A 26,161-nucleotide genomic window follows, 5' to 3' on the forward strand; every position below is an offset into this window, starting at 1 on the left:
CCCGCCGCCGCGCATGGGCGATCGGCGGGTCGTTCGTGGTCCACGGGCCCGACCGCGGATCGGCCCGGCACGAGGCAGGCACTGCAGAACTGCGCATGGCGGCGAAATGACCGAACGTCTCAGCTGGGAGCGGCGTCGGCCCGCCGGGGACGCGTTAGGCGTCGGGGCTGGTGCCTCGGGCGGTGCGTTCGCCGGCCCGGCCGCGGCGCCACCACACGGCGGCCGTTACCGATAGCGCGAGCGCGGTGCCGGTGACGGCGATGGCCGCAGGCCCGGCAGTGCTCAACGCCTGCGCGAGCCACTCCTGCACAGCTGCGGCGGTGTCGACGACCGGGTCGGCGGCTGCCCGGCCGCGGTAGAGGCGGATCTCGTACCAGCCGTACCACGCGACGTATGCCCCGGCGGCGATCATCAGGACGCCGCCGAGGCGGGACACGACCGATCCGGATCGGCGCAGCCACCGGATCGCGGCCTGCTGGGCGGCGGCCACGGCCACGGCGATCGCCCCGACGACCAGCGCCATCCCGATCGCGTACGCGACGAACAGCCCGGCGCCCGAAGCGGCCGACCCGGTGGTGAACGCCGTGACCACCACCGCGAGGAACGGTCCGATCGTGCAGCCCAGCGACGCGACCGCGAACGACATCCCGAACAGGTACATCGGCCAGAACCGCTGCCGAAGCCGCGGCCCCGTGCCCGGTTTCGGCAGCGGTGAGGGCAGCTGCCGACCGGCGGCCAGCCAGCCTCCCAGCGCCACCAGGATCAGGCCGATGGCCACGGTGACCCAGGGCAGGCGGGTGGCGATCCAATCGGCGGCGGGCGCGGCCAGCAGCCCGAAGAACCCGAACACGGTGACGAATCCGGCCGTCATCGCCGCCGTCAGCGCCAACGCCCGGCCCAGCCGCGTCGGCCACCGCGGGCTGCGCCCGTCATGTTCGGCGGTGACCAGCAGCGACACGTACGCCGGCAGCATTGCGAACCCGCACGGGTTCACCGCGGCCAGCAGCCCCGCCGACAACGCCAGCGAGTACGACGCGGTGTCCACGCTCAGCCGGCCAGGGCGGCGACACGTTCGCGCAGCTGGTCGCCGCTGAGCCCGCCGCGGTGGACCACCTTGCCGTCGCGGTCGATGACGACGAAGTACTCCTGCGCGGTGACGTCGAAGCGCCGCCACACCTCGCCGCGGTCGTCGTCGAGATTGGCGAAGGCGGTGATGCCGGTGTCGGCGGCGAAGCGGCGCATCGCGTCCTTGCCGCTGCCCAGACCTGCGACCCCGACCACGTGGACGGCATCGCCGTGCGCGCGTTGCACGGCGACGACATCGGCGGCTTTGGCGCGGCAGCGCGGGCACCACGCCGCCCAGAACCACAGCACCACAGGTTTGCCCGCGAGCGCCGCCGCGTCGAACGGCTTGCCGTCCACGGTCGTGGCGGTGAACCGCAAAGATTGCGGCACGGTTGCAGGCGACATGCTGGCCTGCGCTGGAGAGGCTGACACGGAGGGCTGCAGCGCGGCCGAGGGGCTCTGTACCGCAGGCGCCTGCGGCGCGGCGGGTTCGCCGCAGGCGCCCAGCGCTGCGACAAGTGCAGCCGCGGTCGCGAGCCGGACGGTCTGGTGCTTCATGATCGATGGCTCCCCAGGGTGATGTTTCACGCAGGCTACCGGCTTGCCGATGCGGACGATCCTTACGACTGCCTTACGGGCGAGGCAGTGCATGCGTCGGATGTCATGCGATCGTCATGATCGGCGGCATTACCGCGCTGCCGCGGCGGGAGTTGGTGTGGACGAGGCCTGCGGGTGGCTGCATCGTCCGGCTCGGCGCCCGCACAGCCGACGCGGCCCGCACCTCCCCGGTCGGGCCGCGTCACCTCACACCGACCGTCGCCACGTATGTGCCAGGATCGAGCGCGTGAACACCGGTGCTTCCCCCGGCAAACCCACCGGCCTGCGACGCGCGCTGCTACGCGCCCCGATCCTGCTGTACCGGCTGCGCCTCGGTCGCCTGCTCGGCAGCAGATTCGTGCTGATCAACCACACGGGACGGCGTACCGGCCGACCACGGCAGACGGTGGTCGAGGTCGTCGACCAGTCCGCCGAGTCGCTCACCGTCGCTGCCGGGTTCGGGCCCGGGTCAGACTGGTACCGCAACCTGGTGGCGCAGCCCGCCGCGTCGGTCGTCCACGGCGGGCGCGTCACAGCGGTCACCGCAGTGCCGATGCAGGCCGAACAGGCCGCCCAAGCCATGCTGGCCTACGCACGCCGCCATCCACGAGCCGCGCGAGGGCTTGCTCGAGTCATGGGGTTCACGGTCGACGGCAGCGATGCCGACTACCTGGCGATGGGCCGCCAGCTGCACATGCTGCGTCTGGATTTCCGGACCGCCGGAAGATGACGGCCGGTCTCCCACCTCACCAGCGACGTCCGCCGGGGCACCACTTCGTGTCAAGACACGCCATGTGCAGCACGCCTGCCGATCCTGCGACCAGTTGTCACCGGAACGTCATACCGCGAACCACGACGATATGCGCCTCGCCGAGTTGAACTGACTGATCCCGTTCAGGAAGTCGGGCTCGCCGCCGTGGTGCCCGGCACAGCCGCCCGGCACCACGGCCACCGGTGCCCGACAAGTCACCGCACGCCTTGTCACGCAACTGTCATGAAATCGCGTGATCACTGCTATGAGCAGCGCGGATGCTTCCCGGATCGCACCTACGCCGAGAGGACCGCCCGTGATCACCTCACCGTCGACGACGCCGGTCGCCACCTCATGGCATGACGTCATCCACCGCGGCCTGCTGCTATCGGCTTGCGCTGAGCGTTTCGCCGTCCAGCTCGGCGCCGCGAGGCTTCCCGAACCGGAAAAGGTCGACAGCATCATGCGGCTGCCGGCCGCATCCGTGGCTGTTCCCGCAGGGACAGGTCTGCCATTCGTGGTGGCCGAGCACCTCGCCGCGCACGGCGGCCAGCTCGACGAAGACGACCTGGCCGTCGACCTGGCCAGCGCATGGCAGCCGGAAAGCGGCGCTATCGACGGGGCGGCTTGTGTCCTGGTCGAGGTTCGTGCCGGGCGTCCGTGGTGGGAGACCGCTCCTGCGTTGCACGGTGGCCAGGGTTCCTACGGCAACGGCGCAGCGGTGCGGGCCATAGCCATCGGTCTGCTGCCCGGTGCCGGAGTAGGGGCCGTAGCGGCTCTGGCCCGCCGGGCTGCGGCAGTGACTCACACCCACCCGCTGGCGCTGGACGCCGCGGCGGCGACCGCGGTCGCTGTGGCATTGGCGGGCTACGGCTATCCGGCGCGGCGCCTGGACGCCAACCGGTTCCTGGACATCGTCGCCGGGCAGGTCCGCGGTCCGGAGCTGCGCAGCTGCCTGAACATCGTCCGGGCGCTGGTACGGCACCGGGCCGGCCCGGCCGAGGTCGTCGGGACCGTCGGCAACGCCGATACCGCACTGCGCACGGTTCCGGCTGCGCTGGCGGCCTACTTGCGTCATCCGGAGGAGCCGGACGCTGCGCTGTCGTTCGCGCTGCAGCTGGCCGCGGGTAACCGCGCCATCCCCGTGATCGCCGCGGCGCTGGCCGGTGCCCGCTCGCCGCAGCTGCTCACCCCCCGCTCCTGGCGCACGCCCGCCGACGACGCCCGAGCGCGCAGCGCTGCCCGGGCGCTCGCGGCCGTGGCGGCCCCGGCGTGACATCAGTTCCACCACCGTCATACCTGCGGGTCACCGTCACCGTGGCGGCCCACCGTCTGCGGCTGACGCTGGCCGGGCCACTGGACGCGGTGAACGCCCACCGGCTGGTCGACGCGGCACGAGAAGCGATGCGCCGCCACGGTGCCGCGGTCTGCGACGTCGCGGCATCCGAGGTCACCGCCATCGACGATGTAGGCGCTGCGGCGGTGCAGGCGTGCCGGGCCGAAGCTGAGCGACGCGGGCTGGCGTTCTCGTTGTCGGGCGCCCCGGACCGGCTTAGGGCGATGCTGGGGACAAACGCGAAGTCGTTGTGAACTGGCGAATGCCGCACGAGCCTGTCATCGCTCGGCTGCGCCGGTCGTGTTCAGGCAGCGGCTTCCGCCTGGCCCTGCACTACGGGGCGGTCGAGCCTGCTGAGGAAGTCCGCCGCCCACCGGTTGACGTCGTGGCGGCGCAGGTGGGCCCGCATCGGCTGCATGCGGGCGATCTGCTCGTCGGGTGTGGCGTGGGCGGCGGCAACGATGGCGTCCTTGAGCTGGTCGAGGTCGTGGGGGTTGACGGTCCAGGCCTGGCGCAGCTCGGCGGCGGCTCCGGCGAATTCGCTGAGCACCAGCGCGCCGGTGCCGTCGGCGCGGGTGGCGACGTACTCTTTGGCGACCAGGTTCATGCCGTCGCGCAGCGGCGTCACCGCCATCACATCGGCGGCCAGGTACAGCGCCGCCAGCTCCGCGCGGTCGTAGGACTGGTGCAGGTAGTGCACGCACAGCCGCCCGATGCCGGCGTGGACGCCGTTGATGCGGCTGACCGTCCGCTCGACCCGCTCCCGTAACGCCTGATAGTGGTCGATGCGCTGGCGGCTGGGCACGGCGACCTGCACCATCACCGTCTGCGCAGGGTCCAGGCGGCCCTCGTTCAGCAGCTCCCCGAATGCGGCCAGGCGGTGTTCGATGCCTTTGGTGTAGTCGAGCCGGTCCACGCCGAGGATCAGCGTCGCCGGGTCGCCAAGCTCGCGGCGTATCTCGGTCGCTCGCGTCCGTACCTGCGGGTCGTCGGCCAGCCGCTGCTGTGTGGCGACGTCGATGGAGATCGGGAACGTCGCCGCGGTGGTGGTCCCCTCACCGTGCTCGATCACGTCGCCGGTGAGTTTCGCCCCTAGCAGATCCACGGCCAGCTGCTGGAAGTTGCGGGTTCCGTGGGGGTGCTGGAAGCCGACGAGGTCGGCGCCGAGCAGCCCGCGCATGATCTCGTCGCGTAGCGGCATCTGGCAGAACAGCTCGACCGGCGGGAACGGGATGTGCAGGAAGAACCCGATGCGCAGGTCGGGACGCAGCCGGCGGAGCATGCCGGGGACCAGTTGTAGGTGGTAGTCGTGTACCCAGACCAGTGCTCCGGGGGCGGCCAGTCGTGCGGCGGTTGCCGCGAAGCGTTCGTTGACAGTGTGGTAGCTGCGCCGCCAGCCGCGGTCGAAGACCGGCTGTTCGACGGCGTCGTGGTAGAGCGGCCAGATGGTGGCGTTGGACTGGCCCTCGTAGTAGCCGTCGACGTCATGCTCGGACAGCTCGACGGGGTGCAGGTGGATGCCGTCGTGGGTGAACGGGGCCGGCGCCGGACCCGGCTGGCCGTGCCAGCCGATCCACGCACCGGCGTGCTGCTGCATGATCGGGTGCAGGGCGGTGACCAGGCCGCCCGGGCTGCGCTGCCACCGGTCGCCGCCTGCTGGATCGGTGACGCGGTCGACGGGCAGCCGGTTGGCCAGCACGAGCAGGTCGTAGCGGGCACTGCCGACGCTGGCAGTGGCGGGGTCGTGGTCGGATGTCATCGGTGTGGTGCCTCCTGACGGGGTTGTTCACCGCATCGGATCGAGTCGGCGGTGCCGAAGTGAACGCAGGCAGGGCAGGCGGCGACGGGCGCGCGTCGGAAGCCGAGCTGTCACCAGCCCGGCACCGATTGATGGAGATGCGGGCGCGTGTTGCCGCATCGCGTGCAGGAGGGCAGGGGAGGGGTCGGTGATGGTCAGCACGACGTCGCAGCGGCCGGCTTCGACCCGGCCCCGGATCAGTGCCGCGACACCGGCGGCGTCGACGGTGTCGACGGCCGCGAGGTCCAGGGTGAGCCGCTGGGCGCGTAGTCGGTGCAGCGCCAGGCTGATGGCCTGTCCGAGCTGGCGTGCGGTTTCGGCGTTCAGCGGTCCGCTGGCGACCAGCCGCAGGCCGGCTGCGGTGGCTCCTAGACGCAGGTGCAGACGCTCGCTCGTCACCGTCGGCCGCCGAGGTCATGGCCGGTGAATCGTGGCGGCCGGGCCCGGCCGGGGCACACGGTGCCGGTGCGCAGGCGCCGCAGCGGCATCGCGTGGTGGCGCGGCGGTTCAGGGACCAGGTGACGGGCGTGGTGGTTGCGCAGCGCCGACCGGACAGCGGGGGAGCATGCGTCGAGGCGGAACGCGCAGCCGTGGCGTTCGGCGGCCTTCTGGCACAGCATGAGCGCCGCGATGCCGACGGCGTCGATGCGGGTGACGGCCCCGAGGTCGAGGAGCACCGCTGTCGGCGCGTACTGGCGCAGGAGACCGAGCACGACCTTCGGCAGCCGGTGGGCGGTGTCGGCGTGCAGGCCGCCGACGGCGGTGACGCGCAGCTGCCGCTGCCGGCCTGCCATGCGCAGCGCGAGGTCGTCGCTCATGACACCTCCTCATCATGGTGTCCGGCGGTCGGCCTGTTGCCGCGGGCGACGGCCGCCGACAGATCGGCCGCGGCGGCGCGCAGGCGCAGCAGCCGTACGACGTCGGGCCGCCACGGCATGGCCAGGGTGTGTTCGGGGTGGCGGGCGCCGATGATCGCGCCGACGATCGTGGCGGTGGTCTGGGTCTGCCCGCCCATCATCAGGGCGTACCGGATGGCGGCGGTGGGCTCGTCCGGGTGGCGTAAGAACGCGGTCAGCGCGGCTGGCACGCTGCGCAGGGCTGTGCGGTCGGCGCCCAGCGTCGCGGCGGTCTCCGCGGGGGCGCTGCGATGCCGGACCAGCGTCTGGACCGTGCGCAGCGCGGAACGGAACTCGTTCGTGCGCATCTGCGCGGCCACCGCCGACAGGAACCGGTACTTGTCGGCGGGCGCGCCGGGCTGGCTGCGCACGGCCAGCGCCACCGCGGCGGCGGTCGCCGCCGCCCCGTCGCGGGCCAGCAGATGGGTGTGCGTTATCCCGGCAGACCGCCGGCCCAGTGCTGCTGCGGCGGCGGCACCCACACCTGGCACCAGGCCGGCGGCGCACGCACGGACCGCGGCTACGCTGCCGAAGCTGCCGGCGCCGTGGTGGACCTTGGGGGCGACCTGCCACCAGCGGGTGCCTGCGGCGACCGCACCCAGCACCCGGGCAGTGCCGGTGCCGGCCAGATCCGGCCGGTCAGCCGGCCACTGTTTAGCCAGCTCCGAGGCCAGGCCGTCGTCGTTGATCCGGCCGTCGTGAGCGGCCAGATGCTCGGCGAGCACCGTCATCTGCAACGCGGCCGGGCTGGGCTGCAGCTGGCGCGGTGAGGCGCGCAGGATCACCTCCATCTGCGCCGGGTCGGGCACGGTACGCCCGTTGAGCGGTGCGGCGATCAGGTCGGCGCACGCGGCCACCAGCAGGCAGCCGTGCACACGTCGCAGCTGCTGCTGCTGGTTGAGCGGGAATGTCACCTTGCGTCGATCTTCCTTGGGTTGTCGTGCGCGGCCGGATGCCCGGCAGGGCGGGTCGTGCCCGCCGCGGTGGGCTGGCGGCGGCGGGCGGGCTGGGCGGGGGCAGCGGCACGGGCGCGGACGACGGCCATCAGCCGCCGGGCCCAGGCCTCCGGCGCTGGCGCCGCTGCAGCGGCCCCGGCGACGGGCACCGGTCCGCTGATACCGGCCACCCGGGCTATCGCGGCGCAGAACGCCGAGGTGTCGTGCGGGTTGACCACGACCGCACCCGGCAGGTCCGCGCCGTCGCAGGTGAGCTCGCTGACCACGACCGGGGCGCCGCCGTGCGCGGCGACGAACTCGTGCGCGTGCGCCGCCGTGCCGTGATGATCGGGGGTGGCCAGGACCGCGTCGCAGGCAAGATAAAGCGATGCCAGCTCCCGCCGGTCCGGGGTGGCCCGCAGATAGTGCACGACCGGCTGGCCGATCTCGGCGTACGTTCCGTTGATCTTCGCGATGAGCCGGTCGACGCGTTCGCGCTGCTCGTGCTCGGCCGGTGTCTGCGGCTCGCCGCATCCGACGTGTAGCAGCGCGACGGTGGAAGGGGCCGGGCGGTGCTCGGCCAGGAACCGGTCGAACGCGGCCAGCCGCTGCTCGACCGCTTCGGCGGGGTCCCAGCCGGCCACCGACAGCAGCACCGGACCGGCCACCCGTAGCGCGGTGCGGATCTGCTGGGCGCGGGCCCGCACCGGCGCGGACCGGGCCAGGCGTCGCATGCCCGCCGAGTCGGCGGGCATGGGGTAGGCCAGCACCCGCACCCGGCGGTTGCCGACGGCGATCTGTCCGTCGCGCACCGGCAGCCCGTGCACCCGCCCGGCCAGATCGAGCAGGTTGACAGCCGCACGCCGGTGGGGAAGCACGACGACGTCGGCGCCCAGCAACCCGGACAGCAGCTCACGGTGCTCGGGCAGCCGCACGAACAGCTCCGCGGGAGGGAACGTGCTGTGCAGCTGCAACACGGTGCCCAGGTCGGGTCGCAGCCGCCGCATGATGCCGGGCAGCAGCTGCAGCCGGTGCCCGTGTACCCACATGACCGCCTGCTCGGCGGCAAGGCACGTGGCTGTGGCGGCCAGCCGCCGGTTGACGGCCAGGTAGTCGTCGAACCAGTCCTCGGCGAAGGCGGCCGGCTGGTGGTGGCACAGCGACCGCAGCTGCGCCGCCGCTTGCGCGGCATCGCCGGTATCCGCCTGGCCGGTGTCGGCGGCCAGCCAGGTCCCGCTCTGCAGGTCGGTGTAGGGCCGTAGCGTGGAAAGTCCGGCGTCGACATGGTCGATGCACTCGTCGGGATCAGCCGGCGGAACACGGTCGGCCGCCATGATCAGCTGGTATCGGCCGGTGTCACTCATCGGGTCACCTCGCCGACTGCGAAGTCGCTGTCAGGGGAGATGCCGAGGGTCAGGTCACCGTCGGGGGAGATGACCTGCAACACCCGGTCGACTTTCGCCAGCTTCAGGTTGCGGCGGGCTCTGGCCGAGGGCGAACGCAACGCGACCATGCCGCCGTCGCGGATGGCGCGGCGGTGCGCGTCCAGTAGCAGCAGGATCCCGGCGGCATCGATGACGTCGCACCGGGCCAGGTCGATGACCAACTGCCGCGGGTGCAAGGCGAGCGCCTCCGACAGTACGTCGTTGACGCCCGGAGCGGAACTCGCGTCGAGGTCGCCGCAGACCTGCACCTCGACAAGCGGCACCATCTGCGTCGTCTGCGACGCGCGGCTCGGTTCGTCCACCATCAACCTCCCTTGCTGATGCAGCCCACCCTTGCCAGCCGGTACAGCGATCACCACGCAAACCCATGACAGTTGTGTGACAAAGGCACCCGCATCGGTGCGCATCACCGCAGGTCGCAGGCGTGTCACGGCCGTAGACGGCAGTCGCTGGCGGAGGCTGACCCGGCGCAGGCTCGAAAGTTACGCGTTGCTCGCCGCGGCACAATCTGGCCGCTGCGGCGACCGGTGCCCGTTGTCACACGACTGTCACGTCATCGCGAGGACGCCGCCATGAACGGCTCCGATGCTCGGCGGCGGCAGGAAGGAGGACGACGTGATCGACGGTCACAGCCACGGTCCAGTAGCAGCGTGGCGGGTTCCGGAGGTCGAGGTCCGCATCGTCGGCGACCTGGATGCCTGGTCGGCTGACCAGGCCAGCCGGGTACTGGACGAAGCGATGCGGCTCAGGCCCGAAGTCCTGGCCCTCGACATGGCCGGATGCCGTTTCCTGGACGTCGCCGGTGCCATGCTGATCGTGCAGACACACCAGCGGATGCGCTACGCGGGCGGGACGCTCAGCGTCCGCTCGGCGCTGCCGCAGATCGCCATGACCTTGCGGGCAGCCGACCCCCACGGGGTGGTGCAGGTTCTGCCGGCTGACCGGCCGTTACCCCGGCACGCCGCAGGCGACCGCTGAACGGTCCCGCGGCCGCACCGCAGCGCTCAACGTGTCGGTCGTGCGCATCGCTGCGGCCTGCTTCGCGGGCGGGTGGGACACGGGCAGCCCCATCCGGCGGCGCGGACAAGGCGCCTGCGCAGCCGAGACGGCAGGTGCCCCCACGACTCGTCAGCGCCATCGGCGAGCAGACCGACGGCGCCGAGGGCGGCCAAAGCGGCTCGGACGTGGTCCTGAGGCCCCCGGACCAGCAGGTCGACTCCGCGCTGTCGCGCCTGCTCCTGCGCGGCGACCAGCGCGGCGACACCGGCCCGGTCGATGGCGTCGAGCCGGTACAGGCCGAGCACCAGCCGACGCATCGGAAGATGATCGAAGATCGCGGTCAGGGCCTGTGCCAGCCGACCGCGGGACACGACGTCCAATCGGCCGCGGGCATCCAGGCACAGCCCGCCTGCGGTGGCGTGCAGTCTCAGGTGCAGATGCTCGGACATCGGCGCTCCTCGGCGGCGTCCCCCCGGCAGACCCCGCGACGTGACGGTCAGCGGGTGGGTTCGTTGCGGGGGACGCGGCGTGCTCGGCCAGGCGGGCGCAGGCTGCGCAGGCTCGGGCGGCGGCAGCGCCGCCACGTGTCGGCGGCTGGTAGCGGCGGATCGACGGCGCCACCGACGTCGAGTAGGTCGCCGGCACCGCAGGCCAGGACCGTGGCACGCACCTGGCTGCTCGGCTGAGTCACGGTCAGGTGGGCACCTCTGGCGCGGGCGTCGCGCCGGCATGCGATGAGTGTCGCAACACCGGCGACGTCGAGGTAGGTGACGGCGGTGAGGTCGACGGTGATCCGTACGGGGTTGAGCCGGGTCAAGGCGAGGTCGACGGCGGTGGTGACCTGCTGGACGGTGCTGCCGTCGATGCAGCCATCGGCAGTCAGGTACAGACCCAGCGGGCTGGAGTACAGTCGCAGCCGCAACCGGTCGCTCACGGACGCCGCCTGCCCGCGCTCGCCTTGGAAGTGATCATCGGTGGCCTCCTCGCCTCGGGTGCGTCAGACGATCTGCGCCCGGTGTGGCGGAAGTTCCGCGAAGCCGTGACAGTTGTGTGACAAATCGCCGGAACGGCAGCTCAGCCCTGTCGCAGCCATGCTCGCCGGGGCATGATTCCGCGGTGCTTGCGGTACTGCTGATCGAAGACGACGACCGGATCCGCCTGTCGCTGAGCCTGGCGCTGGAGGACGAGGGTTACACGGTGCACACCGCCGCGACAGCCGAGGAAGGGCTGCTGCGTCAGCGGGGCGAGCCCGCCGACACGGTGCTGGTCGACCTGATGCTGCCCGGCATCGACGGGTTCCAGTGCATCCGGGAGCTGCGCCGCGACGACGACGTCCCGATCGTGGTCGTCAGCGCCCGCGACGACACCCACGACATCGTCGCCGCGCTCGAGGCCGGCGCGGACGACTACGTGGTCAAGCCCGTCGCGGTCAAGGAGCTGTCGGCGCGGCTGCGGGCGCTGCGCCGCCGTGGCCGCAGCGGACCATCCGCACAACCGGGACAGGTGGACCTCGGCGATCTGCAGGTCCGCGCCCAGGCCGGTGAGGTGCTGCTGCGCGGGCAGCAGGTCACGCTGACCCGCACCGAGTTCCGGCTGCTGTGTGAGCTGGCCGAGCACGCCGGGCAGGTCCTGTCCCGCCAGCAGCTGCTGGCGCGGGTGTGGGAGTACGACTTCGGCGACGAACGCCTCGTCGACGTGCACGTCGGCCGCCTGCGCCAGAAGATCGAAGACGACCCGGGCTCGCCGCGGCGGCTGGTGACCGTGCGCGGGCTCGGCTACAAGATGCCGCGATGAAGCGCCCCGGCCTGCGCGCGAGGGTCACCGCCGGGTTCGCCGTCGGCGCCCTGCTGGTGTCGGCGGCGATGGCGCTGCTGTCCTACCAGCTGACCGAACGGTTCCTGCTCGACGAACGCGAACGCACCGCCAAACGCGCGGTGATGGCCGACGCCCGGATCGTGCGCGCGGGCCTCGACGTCGACGACCCTGAGGTCCTGCCGGTGCTGCGCTCACTGGACACCGGCGCCAACCGCCGGGCGCTGCTGTGGCACGACGGCGACTTCTACTCCCGCACCGTCGTGGACAACACGCTCACCGACAGCCTGCCCGACAGTGTCGTGACCATGGTCGGCCAGGGCAAGGCAGGCGTGCAACGAGTGCATATCGGCGACCGTCCTGCGATGGTGTTCGGCATCCCCCTCGGCCCCGACACAGCCCTCTACGAGATCGACTACATGGGCGAGCTCGACGGCAACCTCAAAGTCCTCGGCCTGGTCCTGACCCTCGTCGCTGCCGGCACCACTGTCGCGGGGGCGCTACTGGGCATGTACGCCAGCCGCCGCGTCATGCGGCCGCTGGCCACCGTCGCCGACGCCGCCCGCGACATCGCGGGCGGCAACCTGGCAGCCCGCCTGGATCCGGCAACCGAGCCGGATCTGGCGCGGCTGGCCACCTCGTTCAACGACATGGTCGACCAGCTGTCGGCCCGGATGCAACGCGACCGCCGCTTCGCTGCCGACGTCAGCCACGAACTGCGCTCACCCCTGCAGACCCTCGCCGCGGCCGCCAGCGTCCTCGAACGCCGCCGCGACCAGTTCGACCCACGCACCGCCAGCGCCACCGGACTGCTCGTCGAGGAAGTCCAGCGGTTTCAGGAACTCGTAACCGACCTGCTCGAACTGGCCCGCAGCGACCAGCCCGCCGACAGCGCCCCCGTTGACGTCGCCGCCGTCGCCCGCCAGGTATGCCGCCATCGCGGCCTGCCCACCACGCTGGTCACCGTCGAACCGGACACCAGCCCGATATGGCACGTCGACCGCCGACGCATCGAACAGGTCCTGGCCAACCTCATCGACAACGCCCAAGCCCACGGCGGCGGCGCGGTCGCCGTCCGCCTGACCGGGCACTCCAGCGTCCGGATCCTGGAAGTCGACGACGAAGGCCCAGGCGTCAGCCCCGACGACCGCGACACGATCTTCGACCGGTTCGTCCGCGGCCGCTCCGCCGGAGCCCGCGGCGACAACGACGGCACCGGACTCGGCCTGGCCCTGGTCGCCCAGCACGTCACCGCCCACGCCGGCACCGTGCAGGTCCTCGACCGGCCCGGCGGCGGCGCGCGCTTCCGCATCGAACTTCCCCTGGAGCGCCCATGAGACGTCATCGCATCGCAGCGGCCGCCGCAGGCGGCGTCATCCTGGCGGCGCTCGCAGCCGGCTGCGGGGTGCCCGTCGAAGACACCGCCCGCGAAGTCGAGCAGACCGGCAACAACGCCCCATCGGCAGCCCCGACACCAGCGGTTGCGGCGTCCGGGCCCATCACCGAAAAGCTGTACCTGTTGCGCGACGGCCACCTCATCGCCGTCGAACGCAAAGTCCCCGCCCAGCCCGACGCCCAGCAACTGCTCGCCGACCTGCTCGCCGGGCCGACCCCCGCCGAACAGGAAGCAGGCCTCAACAGCGCGCTGACCGGCACCACCGCGATCAACTCCGCCACCGACGCCGCCGGGTCGGCCACCGTCGAGCTGTCCACCGCGCTGGAGGGCACCGGGCGCAGCGACGACGTCCTCGCCTTCGGGCAGCTGGTGTGCACCCTGTCCAGCCGACCCGACATCAACCAGGTCGTCTTCACCCGCCAGGGCCAGCGAGTCGGCGTGCCGCGCGGCAACGGCGCGCTCACCGAAGACCCGCTGACCTGCGCCGACTACGGCAACCTCGAAGCTCAGTGATCACGACGCTGAAACCGGCTACCGGGCCGGGCGGACCATGAGACAACGCTGCGGCTGAAGCTTCGCCGTCGCATACTGCGGCAGGTACGCGGTTCCCAGTGACACGGCGAGTTTGTTGACGGCATCGGCGAGGGCTTCGGCCAGCTGCTTCTCGGTGTCGTCGACACCGACACCGACATCGACGTCGGCGTAGGTCAGCGCTCACGCTGACCTACGCCATGAGGCTCTCGGCCCGGTCGTATACGGCAGCGACTCCGTAGGGGAAGGACTCGCCGTTCTCCAGCCCGCCAGGCCGACCCGGTAGTCGGTCATGCTGCCGTACTGCCTGCTGCCATAGCTGTCGAGTTCGAGGATGGTTCCGTCGGCGCGCTGCTCACACGGGGGATCGCGAGTTCACCCAGCATCTGTGCCAGAGCGCCGGTGGTGGCGTCCAGGCGACCCCGCGAGCACACAGCAGAACCATGAGAGTTCTGTGACAGCCGTCAGCTAACGCGATTCGGAGTCGGGCCGCGGATTTCGGCTGACCACAAACCCGCTTAGGCGATTCACATCCGTCATTCATGTCAACAACATGAAAAATGATGACAAGGGTTCCAAGTGCACTCTGATCACGATACGGTGCTGCGGTCTGATGATCAAATGGGCGACGACGCTCTGATCACTCGATCACCCCCGAAACGGAGCAAAACCGTTGCGCGCACTGCAACGCGTGCTCGCCACCACGGCCAGTGTCTGTCTTGCACTGGCCGCCGCCGTGGCGATCGCGTCCCCCGCACAGGCCGACCCGACCTTCCCGCTGTACGGGCCATACCCGGCCACGACCGCGATCGACGGCCGCGGCAGCATGGACCCGAACAACCGCACCGCGACCGATCTGTACACCACGGGTGAGCAGGTCTATGTGCGCTGCCAGGACACCGGCCTGGCCGCCGGCGGCAGCACCATCTGGGACTACACCCGCGAGGGCTACTGGATCCCCGACGCCTACATCCGCACCGGGACAAGCGGTTTCGTGTCCGGCGTGCCGCGCTGCCTGTCCATCGGCATCAACGGCACCCCGACAAGCGGCGGCTCGAACTCCGGGCCGTACCCGGTGAAGTTCGCCATCGACGGCCGGGGCAGCGCGAACCCCGACGACCGCATCCGGGTCGACGCCTACCCCGACGGCAGCACCCTGTACGTGCGCTGCCAGGACTACGGCGTCGCAGTCGGCGGCTCCACCCTGTGGATCTACACGTCGGACGGGTACTGGGTGCCCGACGCGTACGTGACAACCGGCACCAGCGGCCGCATCAGCGGCGTGCCGCTGTGCTCCTCGATCGGCATCAGCGGCGGCGGGGCCACCAACCCCAACGGCGGCACCCAGTACAAGATCCGCACGACGCTCAACGGCTACCACAGCAAGAGCCTGAGCGCGAGCAACGTCTGGGACAAGTACCGCGAGGGCAGCTACGTCACGATCATGTGCCAGGCGTACGGCGAGGTGAACTACGGGGGCTCGGCGATCTGGGACAAGACCAGCGACGGCCTGTGGATCCCCGACTTCTACGTCATCACCGGCTCGTCGAGCATCGTCATGCGCCAGTGCGACGGCGACGGCCCGTCCGGTGGCGGCAACCGCTTCCTGGCCAAGACCACCCTCAACGGCTACTACGGCAAGAGCCTGACCTCGGGCAGTGTCGTGGACAAGTACGCCGGTGGCAGCTACATCACCATCACGTGCCAGGCCTACGGCGAGTTCAACTACGGCGGCTCGGCGGTGTGGGACAAGACCAGCGACGGGCTGTGGGTCGCGGACTTCTACGTCTCGACCGGCTCGGTGGACATCATCCTGCCGCGCTGCGACAGCGACCCCAAGCCCACCGGCGGACCGGGCAACCCGACCGTCCCGGCGACGCCCAACCCGGGCAGCGTGGCCTCGGCCAACATCCGCTCGGCGATCGTCAACGCCGCCTACAGCCAGCTCGGCACCGACGAGTGGGGCGACAACTGCAACCCGTACGGCTACCACGGCACCGTCAAGTGCGGCGACCCGTGGTGCTCGATGTTCGCGTCGTGGACCTGGCAGCAGGCGGGCATCGACGTGTACTTCCCGTACTCGGGCAGCTTCGAGACGTGGGGCCGCAACAAGGGCCTGCTGCGCTCCAAGACCAACATCCGTCCCGGCGACGTCGTGCTGTACGGCTACGACTACTACTCCAGCAAGCACATCGGCGTCGTCGTCGACGTGCTGCCCGACGGCCGCATCACCACCATCGAGGGCAACTACGGCAACACGGTCAAGAAGGTCGGCCCGTTCAACCCGTCCAGCCCCGGCGGCGTGCACACCTACGACAACATCTACGCCGTCGTCGCGCCGGTCGCCGACCCGACCACGGACAAGAAGTGGGGCACCAACCTGGTCTCCGACCAGGACGCCGAGAACGACGGCCTCGACACCGACGAGGAGATCTGCGCCGTGTCGTCGTACCCGGGCGTGGTCTACACCGGCTGCCTGGAGTACTCCGGCAGCACCGTCAAGCCGCACCTGTACACCCAGCCGCTGAGCACCTCGGCGGTCATCCGCGGCAAACTGACGATGATCGACGCGACGGGCGCGCTGACGTTGCAGACCTGCCAGGCCGCCTACTACGGCAACGACAGATCATGCGACGGGCCCGGGTTCGTCTCGACCAGCGGCCGGGTCGCGACGCTGCGCACCGACATCGAGATCAACGGCGGCTGGAAGCACACCCTGCGACTGGCCACCATGAACGTCGACGGCGAACAGCAGCAGACCGGGACCTGGTGCGGCCCCACCGCCCTGCAGGCCATCCTCAAGTCGCTGGGGAAGACGCCCCTGGGCAGCCAGGCCGACTACGCCGCCAAGCTCGGCACCGACTCGCTGGGCACCAACCCGTGGGACGTGCGCGACGTGCTCAACGCCGAGCTGGCCGGAAAGTCCGGGGTCGTGGACTACGTCTACCACGACTACGCCGCCGAGGGCGCGGGCAGCGACAAGTGGAAGCTGGTCATGAACAAGCTCGCCGGGTCGGTCGACCGTGGCCAGCCCGCCGCGATCGTCGTGCAGGCCAAAGACATCCCGTGGTGGAACAACGACGACACCTTCACCATGCACTACCTGGTGGTGCAGGGCTACGCCGGCATCGACAACGGCAACGGCGTCTACAGCATCGACAAGTTCGTGCTGTGGGACCCGGCCCGTGACGACCACTACCTGGCCACCGCCAGCCAGATGTACAGCATGACGAACATGGACGGCATCCCTGGCCAAGGCCACATGATCGTCGTCGCGGAGTGAGTGGTGGGAGGCCCTGCACACGGGGGCAGGGCCTCCCACCACAGCACAACGTCTTGCCCCGCATCGCTGCCGAGGCGCCCGCCAACGTGTATTCCTCGGTCTCGGGCGCTAGCATCGGGCTGAATCCGGTCACCGGAATCCTCACGCCATGCCATGGCCCGGAGGGCGAGCCAATGACAGTCCGGCCGCGAGCTGCGTATACGAAGTGGGCACCGTCCCACGCCAGATGGGCCCACGGTGCCGCAGTGATGGCCGTTGCCACATTGCTGGCCGGGCTCGTCACCGACGACACCACCGCGCAACTGGTGGTTGTCGCAGTGGCACTCGCCGGATTCGCCGCCGTCGTCGCAGACACCCGCACCAGCGTGTACACGACGGTGATCGGATTCGTGCTGTTCGAGTCGCTGCTCGCCGACCGACACGGGTTTCCGATGCTGGACGGCACCGCCACCGGCTGGCACGTTTCCGTTCTGCTCGCGGCCCTGGGGCTGGGCCTGGGGCAGCGCTGGCTGCGCCACGTCCGCGACGACGCAGCCCTCGACCGCGAGATCGAGGACCTCATGCGCCGCCCCGGACCGCCGGCCGATCCCAGCGCATGACGTACCTGCCGAGCCACGGCCTGCGGGGCGACAGCGCACGCCGAGGACTGCCGGCCGGATCTAACTGATGTGGTCGTCGCGCAGCACGTAGACGTCGGGGATGCCGTCGTGGTCCGTGTCAACCGCCTCGATCTCAGCTATGCGGCGGTAGGCGCGATCGCGTATCCGCAGCACGATCGCTGCCAGCATCGCCGCGCAGACCGAGCCGGCCAGCACGGCGATGGTGGCATGGGCTGCGGTCTCAGTGCCCGGGCCGAAGGACAGCTCGCCGATGAGCAGCGACACGGTGAAGCCGATTCCCGCGAGCATCGCCAGGCCGAGCACATCAGCCCAGGCCAGGCCCTCATCGAGCTTCGCGGCGGTGAACCTGGCCACCAGCGCCGTGGCCAGCAGCACACCGATCGTCTTGCCGAGCACGAGCCCGACGGTGATCCCGACCGAGACTCCAGACGTCAGGGCGTCGGTCAGGCCGCTGAGCCCGCCGATGGTGACCCCGGCGGTGAGCAACGCGAAGACCGGGACGGCGAAGCCCGCCGACAGCGGACGCAGGCGGTGCTCGAAGTGCCCGGCCAAGCCGGGGTCATCGTCGTCGGGCCGGCCGTTGCGCGGGCGCACCGGCACGGCGAAGGCCAGCAGCACCCCGGCGACGGTGGCGTGCACACCCGAGGCGTGTACGAGCGCCCAGGTCGCGAAGGCCAGCGGAACCAGCAGCCAGGCGGACCGGCATCGGCGCTGTACGAGTAACCCGAACAGCACCAGCGGCGCCAGCGCGGCCAGCAGCGGCACTACCAGTAGTTGCTGCGTGTACACGACCGCGATGATGACTATGGCGATGAGGTCGTCGACAACGGCGAGGGTGAGCAGGAACGTGCGCAGCGCCGACGGGAGGTTGCGGCCGACGACGGCCAGTACGGCCAGCGCGAACGCGATGTCGGTCGCGGTGGGGATCGCCCAGCCGCGCAAAGCGGCCGCGTCGCCGCGGTTGACCATCGTGTAGATCAGTGCGGGGATCAGCACGCCGCCCGCGGCGGCGGCGATCGGCACCACCGCTCGGCTAGGTTCGCGCAGGTCGCCGGCGACGAACTCGCGTTTGAGCTCCAGACCGGCGACGAAGAAGAAGATCGCCAGCAGGCCGTCGGCGGCCCAGACACCCAGCGGAAGGTGCAGGTGCAGCGCAGCCGGACCGACCTCGTAGCCGCGCACCGCCTCGTAAGACGCCGACCATGGCGAATTCGCCCAGATCAGCGCAACGACCGCTGCGGCCAGAAGCAGGGCGCCGCCGACGGTCTCCAACCGCAGGATGTCTGCCAGGCGACGGCGCTCGGACCAGGAGCCCCGTCCGAAGATCACTGCCTTGCGGGTCGACGGTTTCATTCGATTCCTTCCGTTAATCACCGATGTCCGCCGACCAGGCTTCCCGGCACTCCATCACCACCGTACCCGCAAGATCTCCGGCTACGACCGCAGATCCATGCCCCTGAACTGCGATAACCTGGCGACAGGCAGCTAGGCAGCCTGGAGGTGACTCCTCATGCGTGCCCGTGAACTGGCCACCGAGTGCCCCACCGTCACCATGGGGACACCGGTGCTCGACGCCATCGCCTGTGTCGCTGACGACGGACTGCCAGGCATCGTCGTCGTCGACGATGCCGGACATCCGATGCGGGTCCTGCCCGGGGCACTGGTGCTCCGGCTGGCCGTGCCGCCCTACTGCCTGGAAGACCCGATCCTGGCCCGCGTCGCCGACGACACTCCCGCTGCCATCGCCGACGCGCTCAGCGGCAGGAGCGTCGGGCAATGCCTAGGGCAGACGTCACCTCGCCTGCTCGCCGTGACCTCGGACGCGACCGCACTGGAGATCGCGTCACTGATGGCGTCCACCGGCAGCGAACTCGTCGCGGTCGTCGACGACGGCGTGCTCAAAGGCGCGGTGAGCATGCAAGCGGTGATACGCGACCTGGTGCCCGCCTGACACCGTGCCGCCGCGTGCGACGCCGGCCCGCCCGTGGTCAGAAGAAGCGCAGCCACAGGTACGGCACGCAGATCGCGACGGTGATCACGGTGACGATCAGGCCGTACTTGGTGAACTCCCAGAAGGTGATCTTCTTGCCGGCCCGTTCGGCGATGCCGAGCACGACGACGTTGGCCGACGCGCCGATCGCGGTGGCGTTACCGCCCAGATCCGCGCCCAGCGCCAGCGCCCACCACAGCACGTTGCCCTGCGGCGTCCCGTCAGCACTGACCAGGTCTGCCACGATCGGGCTCATCGTCGCGACGTACGGGATGTTGTCGACGATCGCCGACAGCACCGCCGACGCACCGACCAGCAGCACGGTCGCTGCCCACAGCTTGCCCTCCACCGCCTGCGTCGCCGCCTGCGACAGCTGACCGATGACACCGGTGTGCACGAGCGCGCCGACCATGATGAACAGCCCGGCAAAGAAGATCAGTGTGTGCCACTCGACGTCCTTGGCGACCTCGTCCGGATCGAGCCGGGAAGCAGCCAGCAGCATCAGCCCGCCGACCATCGCCACGACCGACGGCTCCAGATGCAGCACCGAGTGCAGCATGAACGCACCCAGCACCGCAGCGAGGAAGATCAGGCTCACCACCAGCAGCCGCGGGTCACGGATCGCTTCGCGCTCACGCATCGCCATCACGGCGGCGACCTTGGCGCTGTCGTGGCGGAACGCGTCACGGAAAAGCCACCGGCACAGCCCAAGGAACACCACCAGCAGCACCAGCACGATCGGGCCCATGACGTTCAAGAAGTCGTTGAACGTCAGCCCGGACCGGCTCGCGATGATGATGTTCGGCGGGTCACCGATCAGCGTCGCCGCGCCGCCGATGTTGGACGCCATCACCTCGGCGATCAGGAACGGCGCCGCGGGCAGCCCTAGCTTGTCACACACGAACAGCGTCACCGGCGCGACCAGCAGCACCGTGGTCACATTGTCCAGGCCCGCCGACGCGACCGCGGTGATCACCACGAGAATGACCATCACGGGGTACGGTCGGCCGCGTGCGCGTTTGACGGCCCAGATCGCCAGGTATTCGAACAGGCCGGTGCGGCGCAGCACCGACACGATCAGCATCATGCCGATCAGCAGGAAGATGACGTTCCAGTCGATGCCCGACTCTTCGGAGAAGAACGCGTGCTCGGCGTCGGTCGCGCCGATCAGCAGCATCAGCACCGCGCCACCGAGCGCGACCGCGACGCGGTGGATCCACTCGGTGGCGATGAACACGTATGCGACGGCGAACACCGCCACCGCCAGCCACGCCTGCAGGCTCATGCCGGCATCACCCGGTCGAGCAGGCCGTGCAGGGTCACCGCGCCCAGCAGCCGGCCGTCACCGACAACGGCGACCAGCGGGCTGCGGGTGCGGGCCATCAGCGCGGCGATCTCCAGGGCCGTGGCGTCGGAGGCCACCACGGGCAGCTCCGACGGCTGCGGCGGCAGCAGCTCCAGCACCGTGCGCTCGCCGAGCTCGCGGATGAACACGTCGGCGGCGGCCTCGTCGACCAGCCGGGCCAGCAGCGGATCGTCCTGGCAGTACGACGGCACGGCCAGCCGCAGCACCTGGGTGCCCGGCAGCACCGCGAACGGCTCACCAGTTCCATTGACGACGATCAGACCGGGCAGGTCGGCGTCAGCAAGGGTCCTGGCGGCGTCGATGGCTGGGGTGTCCAGGGTCACGCTCGGCCAGGGCACGAGAAGATCGGCAGCACGCACGGGAGGGGTCCGTTTCTGTGGTCGACGATGTGATGCCGACCAGACTTCCCGGCGCTCCTGGCCCCGACCCTATCGGACGGGGTGCGGCGAGATCAAACTCCGCACAGGGAAGGGGTTGCGGACTGCGGCCTATGGTGGCCCGCCGCTACGCTGCCCCGATGTTGTCCCGCAGATCGGCGTCATGGATGCTCGGCGTCAGCTGTGCCGTGGCGGCGTACGCATCGATCGAATTTGGCGTGGAACTGCTCGGCAGGGCCTCGCCCCAGCTGTCCTGGTTCGTGGCTTCGCTGTTGTGGGCCGGGAGCTGGCTGGCGGTGACGGGCGGCCGCGAGCGGTGGATGGGCCGCCACATCGTGCGTCAGATGCTGGCCGGCGTCCCGGTGTGGGGCCGGGTGCTGTGGATCGTCGCTGTTCTCGGCGGGTTGGCAGCGCTGACGTTGAACGGTGACGGTTTCACCACGCCGGAGTTCTCCAGTCTGTACGGGCTGACGTTGGCGCTCAGTTCGGTGCTCGTCGCCTGGACGTGCCTGCGGCAGATCCCGCCTGCCTCGCATTGAACGCGGCGTGCGGCGAGGCGTACGCCGGTCAGCCGTCAGACTGCGCGGGCCATCCCAGGAGCCGGGCGCCGAGCACCGCTGTGTGCAGGGTGAACCGCTGCGTGGGCTCGCTGGGGTGGTAGCCGGTGAGGGCGTGGATGCGGTCGAGCCGGTAGGTGACGGCGCGGACGCTGACGTGCAGGACCCGGGCGGTGGCGGTGTGGTTGCCCTCGTTGTCGAACAGCGCGGCCAGGGTGGCCAAGTAGGGTTCGGCGCCGCCGCGGGCAGCGGTCAGCGGCCCGAGGACGGTGGTGACCAGATCGGTGATCGCGTCGCGGTCGCGGAGCAGCACCGGGAAGACCAGCAGGTCCGCCGCGTGCAGGACCGGACTGTGGAAACCCAGGCGCCCGGCCAGGTGCAGCGCATTGCGTGCTTCCTCCAGCGAGGTCGCCAGTCCGGCCAGCCCAGGATGGGTACGGCCGACCGCGACCTGCCATGATCCGTTCAGGCGGGTCTGCAGGTGGCGGGCGAGTTCGGCCGGTACGCCGCGCAGCCCGCCCGCGCATACGCAGACCAGCTCGCCGTCCCGGGCGCTGACCAGAATGTTCGCGGTCCCGAACCGCGCCGCCAAGGCCTCGTCGACCGCTTGGACGATGGCTGGTGCCGGCTGCGGGACGCTGGCGACGATAACGGTGTGCTGCCCGGACAGGCGGATGCCGTAGCGCTGGGCGCGGGCGGCGAGCCGGCCCGGGTCGGCATGTGGGGCGAGCAGGTCGTCGACGAACGTGGCGCGCTCGCGGTCGCGTTCGGTGGCCTCGTCGTGGGCGCTGCGGTGGTAGCCGTCGAGCACCGCGGCGGTGATCCGCCGGAGGTTCGTCAGCAGTTCCGTGCCTTGGTCGGCGGCACCGGCAGGCGCTGTGGCGGTCCACCGGTCGACTGCGGCGTGCAGGAGTGCGTCGACGGTCTCGGCGATGGTCAGCGACCGCGCAGCGGACACGCCCAGAGCAGCTGCTTGCTCCGACAAATGCTCGCGCGGGTGGTGGCTGGTGTGGTCGAGGAGCGCTTCGCAGGCTTGGGAAAGCCAGACGGGGAATGAGTCTGTCATCGGTGTCCTGTCAGCCCGGCAGGGCGATGTGAGGTGGGCGGCTGGCAGGCCGCCCACCTCAGGGATGCGGGCGTTCAGACGCCGATGTCGCGGCGGTCGAACATGACGATCCCGGCGACCGCGGTCACAGCTCCGACCGCGGCCAGGATGAGCAGGTGGCCGGGGTGCCAGCCGGTGTGCAGCGGGTCGGTGCCGATGAAGTAGTGGAACGGCGACAGCCACTTCAGCCAGTCGCCGCCCTCGATGATCCCGGAGAGTCCCCGCAGGGCGTAGGTCGCGACCGCGAGTCCGCCGCCCACGGCCATGGCCAGTCCGCGCCGGCCGGTGGCCGCGCCGACGGCGAACGCGATACCCAGGAAGCACCAGGCCAGCCCCACCAGCCCCGCGGACGCCGAGGCGATGTTGCCGCCCGGCACGTCGATCCCGACGCCCGGCGCGATCGCCAGCACCAGGACACCGGGGATGGCGGCTAGGGCGGTGACGCTGATGAACGTCGCCAGCAGGCGCTGGGTCGCGAAGGCGCGCCGCGACAGCGGGTTGACCATGAGCAGTTCGATGCCGCCGTCCTCCTCCGGGCGTGGAATGGTGCGGACGGTCAGGATCAGCGCGGCCATGACCACCAGCAGCGGCCCGACGAGGCTGTAGACGGTGGCCTGCAGGTATCCGGCGGGGGAGGTCATGTCCTGCACGGACAGAAAGTCCTTCATGCCTTCGGGCAGGGCGTCGTCCTTGAGCTCGGCGGCGCCTGCGAAGCTGGCGTAGAACGAGGTGTAGATCGTGGTGAAGGCGGCGATGCCGGCGGCCCAGCCGATGATGGCGCGGCGGTCGTCGCGCCAGGTCTTACGCACCAGCGGGGACATCGCCTGCTCCTTCGGAGTGGTAGTAGAAGCTGAGGAACGTCTCCTCAAGGTCGGGCTCGGCCGACAGCAGGTCGACGACCTCATGCCGGGCTGCTGCCTTGATGAGCGGGTCGAGGCGGCCGTCGACCGTGCACCGCAGCACCGGCCCGGACACCGTCACGTCGGTGACGCCGGGCAGGGACGTGAACTCGGCGGCGTCGACCGGCCCGTCGAAGTGGATCTCGACGGTGCGGACGGCGCGCCGTCCCAGCGACTCGACGCGTTCGACAGCGGCCAGCCGCCCGTCGCGCACGATCGCTACCCGGTCGGCGGTCTGCTGCACTTCCGCAAGCACGTGGGAGGACATGAACACCGTCTGCCCGGCCGCGCGTGCCTCCCGGATCAGCGCCAGGAACTCCTGCTGCATGAGCGGGTCCAGGCCGCTGGTGGGCTCGTCGAGGATCAGCAGTGCGGGGGAGTGCATGAACGCCTGTACGAGGCCGACTTTCTGCTTGTTTCCCTTGGACAGGGTGTGGATCGGCCGTAAAAGATCCAGTTCCAGGCGCTCGGCCAGGCCGGTGACGGTCTGCCAGGCGACGCCGCCGCGGGAGTCGGCGAAGAACTTGAGCAGGTCGGCAGCCCTCTCCCGGCCGGGAAACGCGAGTTCGCCGGGCAGGTAGCCGATGTGGCGGTGCAGGGTGGCCTTGTCCCGGCGGGGGTCCATGCCCAGCACGGTGGCGTGGCCACGGGTGGGGCGCAGGAAGTCCAGCAGCAGCCGGATGGTCGTGGTCTTGCCGGCGCCGTTGGGGCCGAGGAATCCCATCACCTCCCCGGCGCGGACCTCCAAGGAGAGGCCTTCGATGCCGCGGCGGGTGCCGTAGAACTTGGTCAAGTCCTCGGCCCGTACGGCGATGTCGTCTGTCATGCTCCATAGCATCTGCTTGCTCCACGGGTGGGTTCCAGGTCGAGACTCGGCCGTCTTCGCCACGGCCACGCTGCCGGAGTTCGGCAACGTGGCCGCGTCGCTGCTGGTCAGGACGTGAGCAGCAGCGGCAGTGTCAGCGCGTAGACGGCCAGCAGCATGGCGCCGTCGCCCCGGGTCAGCCGCAGCCCGCGACGCAGCAGCGCCCAGGCCAGCAGCGCGGTGAACATCATCGCCGTGAGCAGCACGACCGATGCGTGTGCGACGTTGTCCATGCCGGCGGCGAACCCGATGAACGCACCACCGGCGAGGCTGTTGAACAGGTTGCTGCCGAACAGGTTGCCGACGACCAGGTCGGTCTCGCCGCGGCGCTGCGCCTGGATCGTGGTGACCAGCTCCGGCAGCGACGTGCCCAGCGCCACGAGGGTGAAACCGATGATGATCTGTGGGACGCCGAGCTCCTCGGCGATCGCGGAGGCGTTGGCGACCAGCAGCTGCGCCCCGCCGAGTACACCGGCCAGGCCCAGTACGGTGCGCACCGGCTCGAACCAGGTCGGGGCCTGCTTGGCCGGTGCGACGACCACGGCTCCGCCTTCGGTCTCGAACTCGGCGACTTCGGCGGTCAGTTCCTGGTTGCCGCCGCCCCTGGCCCACCGGACGAGGACGAACAGCGCCGCGGCGGCGCAGACCGCCAGCAGCAGCGCGGTCACCGGGGACAGGCCGGCATAGGCCAGCACCGCGAACACCAGCACCGACCCGACCGCGAGCGGGATCTCGCGCCGGATCACGGTCGAGTCGACCGCGAACGGGGTGATCAGCGCCGCGACGCCGAGGATGAGCGTCAGGTTCAGGATGTTGGACCCGACGATGTTGCCGACCGCGATTCCGGTGTCGCCGCGTGCCGCGGCCAGCGCGGACACCAGAAACTCCGGCGCGCTGGTCCCCAGGCCGATGACGACGACACCGACGACGACCGGGCTGATACGCATCCGGGTGGCCAGCCGTGACGAGCCGAGCACCAGGTGGTCGGCGGCGAAGGCCAGCAGCACGAGGCCGGCGACGGCGAGCAGGATCTGCAGGGGCATGGACGACTCCACGGGTCTGGTCGAGGACGGGGGGACTTCTCGCCGACCAGACTTCCCGGCACACCGGCCCACACCGTAGCGCACGCCCGCCGCACCGCGAACAAGCGTCACCGAGTAGGCCTGGAGGGGCGACGACCGAGGCGTCGAGCCGGGTGCAAGGCTCCGCGTTCTGGGTCCGGCGGTGGTGGGCCGTCACCGGGAGCTGCAGGGAGGCAGCCGTGTCGGTTACGATCCGCGCCCGAGACGAAACGCGAGGCTGTGATGAGCCGCGCCCGGCGCAGCACTCTCCTGGGCAAGACGATGGCGCTGGCTTTGTCGGTGACGCTGATGGGCTGCGCTGACAGCGTGCCGACTGCCGCCGAGGCGGCGACCGAGCAGGCGCAGCTGCGCGACTGCATGAGCGGCTGGGCTGACCTGGGCCGCCAGATCGAGGCGAACCCGAAGCCCGACTGACATTGCGGGACGGCGCGGACCGGCTGCACGTCTACGTGCTGG

At 70.6% G+C, this 26,161-nt stretch carries 29 protein-coding genes; 12 read left to right on the forward strand and 17 right to left on the reverse strand.

The annotated features are described in order from the left end of the window. Window positions 1-154: 154 nt before the first annotated feature. Window positions 155-1,045: a cytochrome c biogenesis CcdA family protein gene (locus CS0771_RS23125; protein ID WP_212842949.1), complete on the reverse strand. Its 891-nt coding sequence runs from the start codon at window positions 1,043-1,045 to the stop codon at window positions 155-157. 2 nt (window positions 1,046-1,047) lie between these two features. Next, a complete protein-coding gene (locus CS0771_RS23130; RefSeq protein ID WP_212842950.1) occupies window positions 1,048-1,623 on the reverse strand; it encodes a TlpA disulfide reductase family protein in 576 nt (191 codons plus the stop codon). Between the two features lie 286 nt (window positions 1,624-1,909). Between CS0771_RS23130 and CS0771_RS23135 the strand changes: the two genes are divergently transcribed. The 3 genes from CS0771_RS23135 (at window position 1,910) to CS0771_RS23145 (ending at window position 4,003) form a co-directional block, all read left to right on the forward strand. Further along, a complete protein-coding gene (locus tag CS0771_RS23135) occupies window positions 1,910-2,392 on the forward strand; it encodes a nitroreductase family deazaflavin-dependent oxidoreductase (protein ID WP_212842951.1) in 483 nt (160 codons plus the stop codon). Window positions 2,393-2,729: 337 nt separating this feature from the next. After that, window positions 2,730-3,689 carry an ADP-ribosylglycohydrolase family protein gene (locus CS0771_RS23140; protein WP_212842952.1) on the forward strand — a complete coding sequence of 320 codons (960 nt, stop codon included), beginning with the start codon at window positions 2,730-2,732 and terminating at the stop codon, window positions 3,687-3,689. Next, window positions 3,686-4,003 (forward strand): lipid asymmetry maintenance protein MlaB, encoded by a 318-nt coding sequence (locus tag CS0771_RS23145; protein ID WP_212842953.1) that lies wholly within the window; start codon window positions 3,686-3,688, stop codon window positions 4,001-4,003. The genes CS0771_RS23140 and CS0771_RS23145 overlap by 4 nt, the downstream gene beginning before the upstream one ends. Window positions 4,004-4,053: 50 nt before the next feature. Here CS0771_RS23145 and CS0771_RS23150 read toward each other — a convergent pair whose 3' ends face one another. From CS0771_RS23150 to CS0771_RS23175, 6 genes are read right to left on the reverse strand one after another with little or no spacing between them, the layout of a single operon-like run. Then, window positions 4,054-5,508, reverse strand: a complete 1,455-nt coding sequence (locus tag CS0771_RS23150; protein ID WP_212842954.1) for a trehalose-6-phosphate synthase — start codon at window positions 5,506-5,508, stop codon at window positions 4,054-4,056. Window positions 5,509-5,535: 27 nt separating this feature from the next. Next, a complete protein-coding gene (locus tag CS0771_RS23155; protein ID WP_212842955.1) occupies window positions 5,536-5,946 on the reverse strand; it encodes an STAS domain-containing protein in 411 nt (136 codons plus the stop codon). Next, window positions 5,943-6,365, reverse strand: coding sequence for an STAS domain-containing protein (locus CS0771_RS23160; protein WP_212842956.1), 423 nt, complete (start codon window positions 6,363-6,365; stop codon window positions 5,943-5,945). The genes CS0771_RS23155 and CS0771_RS23160 overlap by 4 nt, the downstream gene beginning before the upstream one ends. Next, window positions 6,362-7,357, reverse strand: a complete 996-nt coding sequence (locus tag CS0771_RS23165) for an ADP-ribosylglycohydrolase family protein (protein ID WP_212842957.1) — start codon at window positions 7,355-7,357, stop codon at window positions 6,362-6,364. The genes CS0771_RS23160 and CS0771_RS23165 overlap by 4 nt, the downstream gene beginning before the upstream one ends. Next, window positions 7,354-8,742, reverse strand: coding sequence for a trehalose-6-phosphate synthase (locus tag CS0771_RS23170; protein WP_212842958.1), 1,389 nt, complete (start codon window positions 8,740-8,742; stop codon window positions 7,354-7,356). Before CS0771_RS23170 ends, CS0771_RS23165 begins: the two co-directional genes overlap by 4 nt. Then, on the reverse strand, window positions 8,739-9,128 hold the full coding sequence (locus CS0771_RS23175) for an STAS domain-containing protein (RefSeq protein ID WP_212842959.1): 390 nt from the start codon (window positions 9,126-9,128) through the stop codon (window positions 8,739-8,741). The genes CS0771_RS23170 and CS0771_RS23175 overlap by 4 nt, the downstream gene beginning before the upstream one ends. Window positions 9,129-9,438: 310 nt before the next feature. On the opposite strand from CS0771_RS23175, the gene CS0771_RS23180 reads away from it, so the two are divergent. Continuing rightward, the gene (locus CS0771_RS23180) at window positions 9,439-9,801 is read left to right on the forward strand and encodes an STAS domain-containing protein (protein ID WP_212842960.1); all 363 of its coding nucleotides are present in this window, start codon (window positions 9,439-9,441) and stop codon (window positions 9,799-9,801) included. Between the two features lie 26 nt (window positions 9,802-9,827). On the opposite strand, the gene CS0771_RS23185 is transcribed toward CS0771_RS23180, so the two are convergent. Both CS0771_RS23185 and CS0771_RS23190 read right to left on the reverse strand, forming a co-directional pair. Then, the gene (locus CS0771_RS23185) at window positions 9,828-10,271 is read right to left on the reverse strand and encodes an STAS domain-containing protein (RefSeq protein ID WP_212842961.1); all 444 of its coding nucleotides are present in this window, start codon (window positions 10,269-10,271) and stop codon (window positions 9,828-9,830) included. A gap of 47 nt (window positions 10,272-10,318) precedes the next feature. Continuing rightward, window positions 10,319-10,756, reverse strand: coding sequence for an STAS domain-containing protein (locus CS0771_RS23190; RefSeq protein ID WP_212842962.1), 438 nt, complete (start codon window positions 10,754-10,756; stop codon window positions 10,319-10,321). Window positions 10,757-10,938: 182 nt separating this feature from the next. Here CS0771_RS23190 and CS0771_RS23195 point away from each other — a divergent pair, with 182 nt between their 5' ends. The 5 genes from CS0771_RS23195 (at window position 10,939) to CS0771_RS23215 (ending at window position 17,443) form a co-directional block, all read left to right on the forward strand. Further along, on the forward strand, window positions 10,939-11,616 hold the full coding sequence (locus CS0771_RS23195; protein WP_212842963.1) for a response regulator transcription factor: 678 nt from the start codon (window positions 10,939-10,941) through the stop codon (window positions 11,614-11,616). Next, the gene (locus CS0771_RS23200; protein ID WP_212842964.1) at window positions 11,613-12,971 is read left to right on the forward strand and encodes a HAMP domain-containing sensor histidine kinase; all 1,359 of its coding nucleotides are present in this window, start codon (window positions 11,613-11,615) and stop codon (window positions 12,969-12,971) included. The genes CS0771_RS23195 and CS0771_RS23200 overlap by 4 nt, the downstream gene beginning before the upstream one ends. Beyond that, window positions 12,968-13,543 (forward strand): GerMN domain-containing protein, encoded by a 576-nt coding sequence (locus tag CS0771_RS23205; protein ID WP_212842965.1) that lies wholly within the window; start codon window positions 12,968-12,970, stop codon window positions 13,541-13,543. Before CS0771_RS23200 ends, CS0771_RS23205 begins: the two co-directional genes overlap by 4 nt. 691 nt (window positions 13,544-14,234) lie before the next feature. After that, the gene (locus CS0771_RS23210) at window positions 14,235-16,844 is read left to right on the forward strand and encodes a C39 family peptidase (protein WP_212842966.1); all 2,610 of its coding nucleotides are present in this window, start codon (window positions 14,235-14,237) and stop codon (window positions 16,842-16,844) included. 245 nt (window positions 16,845-17,089) lie between these two features. After that, complete coding sequence (locus CS0771_RS23215) at window positions 17,090-17,443, forward strand: hypothetical protein (RefSeq protein ID WP_212842967.1); 354 nt, start codon at window positions 17,090-17,092, stop codon at window positions 17,441-17,443. Window positions 17,444-17,503: 60 nt separating this feature from the next. Here the strand turns inward: CS0771_RS23215 and nhaA are convergent, their stop codons facing one another. Further along, window positions 17,504-18,817: a Na+/H+ antiporter NhaA gene (gene nhaA / locus CS0771_RS23220; protein WP_212842968.1), complete on the reverse strand. Its 1,314-nt coding sequence runs from the start codon at window positions 18,815-18,817 to the stop codon at window positions 17,504-17,506. A gap of 157 nt (window positions 18,818-18,974) precedes the next feature. Here nhaA and CS0771_RS23225 point away from each other — a divergent pair, with 157 nt between their 5' ends. Next, window positions 18,975-19,415, forward strand: coding sequence for a CBS domain-containing protein (locus tag CS0771_RS23225; protein ID WP_212842969.1), 441 nt, complete (start codon window positions 18,975-18,977; stop codon window positions 19,413-19,415). 37 nt (window positions 19,416-19,452) lie between these two features. Here the strand turns inward: CS0771_RS23225 and CS0771_RS23230 are convergent, their stop codons facing one another. Together CS0771_RS23230 and CS0771_RS23235 are read right to left on the reverse strand one after the other, a co-directional pair. Further along, on the reverse strand, window positions 19,453-20,739 hold the full coding sequence (locus CS0771_RS23230; RefSeq protein ID WP_212842970.1) for an SLC13 family permease: 1,287 nt from the start codon (window positions 20,737-20,739) through the stop codon (window positions 19,453-19,455). Continuing rightward, window positions 20,736-21,143, reverse strand: coding sequence for a CBS domain-containing protein (locus tag CS0771_RS23235; protein ID WP_244870969.1), 408 nt, complete (start codon window positions 21,141-21,143; stop codon window positions 20,736-20,738). Before CS0771_RS23235 ends, CS0771_RS23230 begins: the two co-directional genes overlap by 4 nt. A 194-nt stretch (window positions 21,144-21,337) precedes the next feature. On the opposite strand from CS0771_RS23235, the gene CS0771_RS23240 reads away from it, so the two are divergent. After that, window positions 21,338-21,736 carry a hypothetical protein gene (locus tag CS0771_RS23240; RefSeq protein ID WP_212842972.1) on the forward strand — a complete coding sequence of 133 codons (399 nt, stop codon included), beginning with the start codon at window positions 21,338-21,340 and terminating at the stop codon, window positions 21,734-21,736. A gap of 28 nt (window positions 21,737-21,764) precedes the next feature. Here CS0771_RS23240 and CS0771_RS23245 read toward each other — a convergent pair whose 3' ends face one another. The 4 genes from CS0771_RS23245 to CS0771_RS23260 all read right to left on the reverse strand — a co-directional run bounded on the left by CS0771_RS23245 (window position 21,765) and on the right by CS0771_RS23260 (window position 25,666). Beyond that, the gene (locus CS0771_RS23245) at window positions 21,765-22,712 is read right to left on the reverse strand and encodes a CdaR family transcriptional regulator (RefSeq protein WP_244870970.1); all 948 of its coding nucleotides are present in this window, start codon (window positions 22,710-22,712) and stop codon (window positions 21,765-21,767) included. A 182-nt stretch (window positions 22,713-22,894) separates the two neighbouring features. Beyond that, entirely contained in the window at window positions 22,895-23,680 is a 786-nt protein-coding gene (locus CS0771_RS23250; protein WP_212842974.1) for an ABC transporter permease subunit, read from the reverse strand. Next, the gene (locus CS0771_RS23255) at window positions 23,661-24,584 is read right to left on the reverse strand and encodes an ABC transporter ATP-binding protein (protein ID WP_244870971.1); all 924 of its coding nucleotides are present in this window, start codon (window positions 24,582-24,584) and stop codon (window positions 23,661-23,663) included. The genes CS0771_RS23250 and CS0771_RS23255 overlap by 20 nt, the downstream gene beginning before the upstream one ends. Window positions 24,585-24,691: 107 nt before the next feature. Beyond that, on the reverse strand, window positions 24,692-25,666 hold the full coding sequence (locus CS0771_RS23260; RefSeq protein ID WP_212842976.1) for a calcium/sodium antiporter: 975 nt from the start codon (window positions 25,664-25,666) through the stop codon (window positions 24,692-24,694). A gap of 261 nt (window positions 25,667-25,927) precedes the next feature. Here CS0771_RS23260 and CS0771_RS23265 point away from each other — a divergent pair, with 261 nt between their 5' ends. Next, a complete protein-coding gene (locus CS0771_RS23265) occupies window positions 25,928-26,119 on the forward strand; it encodes a hypothetical protein (RefSeq protein WP_212842977.1) in 192 nt (63 codons plus the stop codon). Window positions 26,120-26,161 lie beyond the last annotated feature (42 nt).

Origin of the sequence: Catellatospora sp. IY07-71 (assembly GCF_018326265.1) — a bacterium.
In the GTDB taxonomy this organism is placed as follows: domain Bacteria; phylum Actinomycetota; class Actinomycetes; order Mycobacteriales; family Micromonosporaceae; genus Catellatospora.

Bases quoted from the DNA above. Each gene is read 5' to 3' on its own strand.
- CS0771_RS23250 (WP_212842974.1), bottom strand. From the start codon at position 23,680: ATGTCCCCGCTGGTGCGTAAGACCTGGCGCGACGACCGCCGCGCCATC.
- nhaA (WP_212842968.1), bottom strand. From the start codon at position 18,817: ATGAAACCGTCGACCCGCAAGGCAGTGATCTTCGGACGGGGCTCCTGG.
- CS0771_RS23170 (WP_212842958.1), bottom strand. From the start codon at position 8,742: ATGAGTGACACCGGCCGATACCAGCTGATCATGGCGGCCGACCGTGTT.
- CS0771_RS23230 (WP_212842970.1), bottom strand. From the start codon at position 20,739: ATGAGCCTGCAGGCGTGGCTGGCGGTGGCGGTGTTCGCCGTCGCATAC.
- CS0771_RS23225 (WP_212842969.1), top strand. From the start codon at position 18,975: ATGCGTGCCCGTGAACTGGCCACCGAGTGCCCCACCGTCACCATGGGG.
- CS0771_RS23185 (WP_212842961.1), bottom strand. From the start codon at position 10,271: ATGTCCGAGCATCTGCACCTGAGACTGCACGCCACCGCAGGCGGGCTG.
- CS0771_RS23160 (WP_212842956.1), bottom strand. From the start codon at position 6,365: ATGAGCGACGACCTCGCGCTGCGCATGGCAGGCCGGCAGCGGCAGCTG.
- CS0771_RS23240 (WP_212842972.1), top strand. From the start codon at position 21,338: ATGTTGTCCCGCAGATCGGCGTCATGGATGCTCGGCGTCAGCTGTGCC.
- CS0771_RS23150 (WP_212842954.1), bottom strand. From the start codon at position 5,508: ATGACATCCGACCACGACCCCGCCACTGCCAGCGTCGGCAGTGCCCGC.
- CS0771_RS23255 (WP_244870971.1), bottom strand. From the start codon at position 24,584: ATGACAGACGACATCGCCGTACGGGCCGAGGACTTGACCAAGTTCTAC.
- CS0771_RS23205 (WP_212842965.1), top strand. From the start codon at position 12,968: ATGAGACGTCATCGCATCGCAGCGGCCGCCGCAGGCGGCGTCATCCTG.
- CS0771_RS23200 (WP_212842964.1), top strand. From the start codon at position 11,613: ATGAAGCGCCCCGGCCTGCGCGCGAGGGTCACCGCCGGGTTCGCCGTC.
- CS0771_RS23265 (WP_212842977.1), top strand. From the start codon at position 25,928: ATGAGCCGCGCCCGGCGCAGCACTCTCCTGGGCAAGACGATGGCGCTG.
- CS0771_RS23260 (WP_212842976.1), bottom strand. From the start codon at position 25,666: ATGCCCCTGCAGATCCTGCTCGCCGTCGCCGGCCTCGTGCTGCTGGCC.
- CS0771_RS23130 (WP_212842950.1), bottom strand. From the start codon at position 1,623: ATGAAGCACCAGACCGTCCGGCTCGCGACCGCGGCTGCACTTGTCGCA.
- CS0771_RS23175 (WP_212842959.1), bottom strand. From the start codon at position 9,128: ATGGTGGACGAACCGAGCCGCGCGTCGCAGACGACGCAGATGGTGCCG.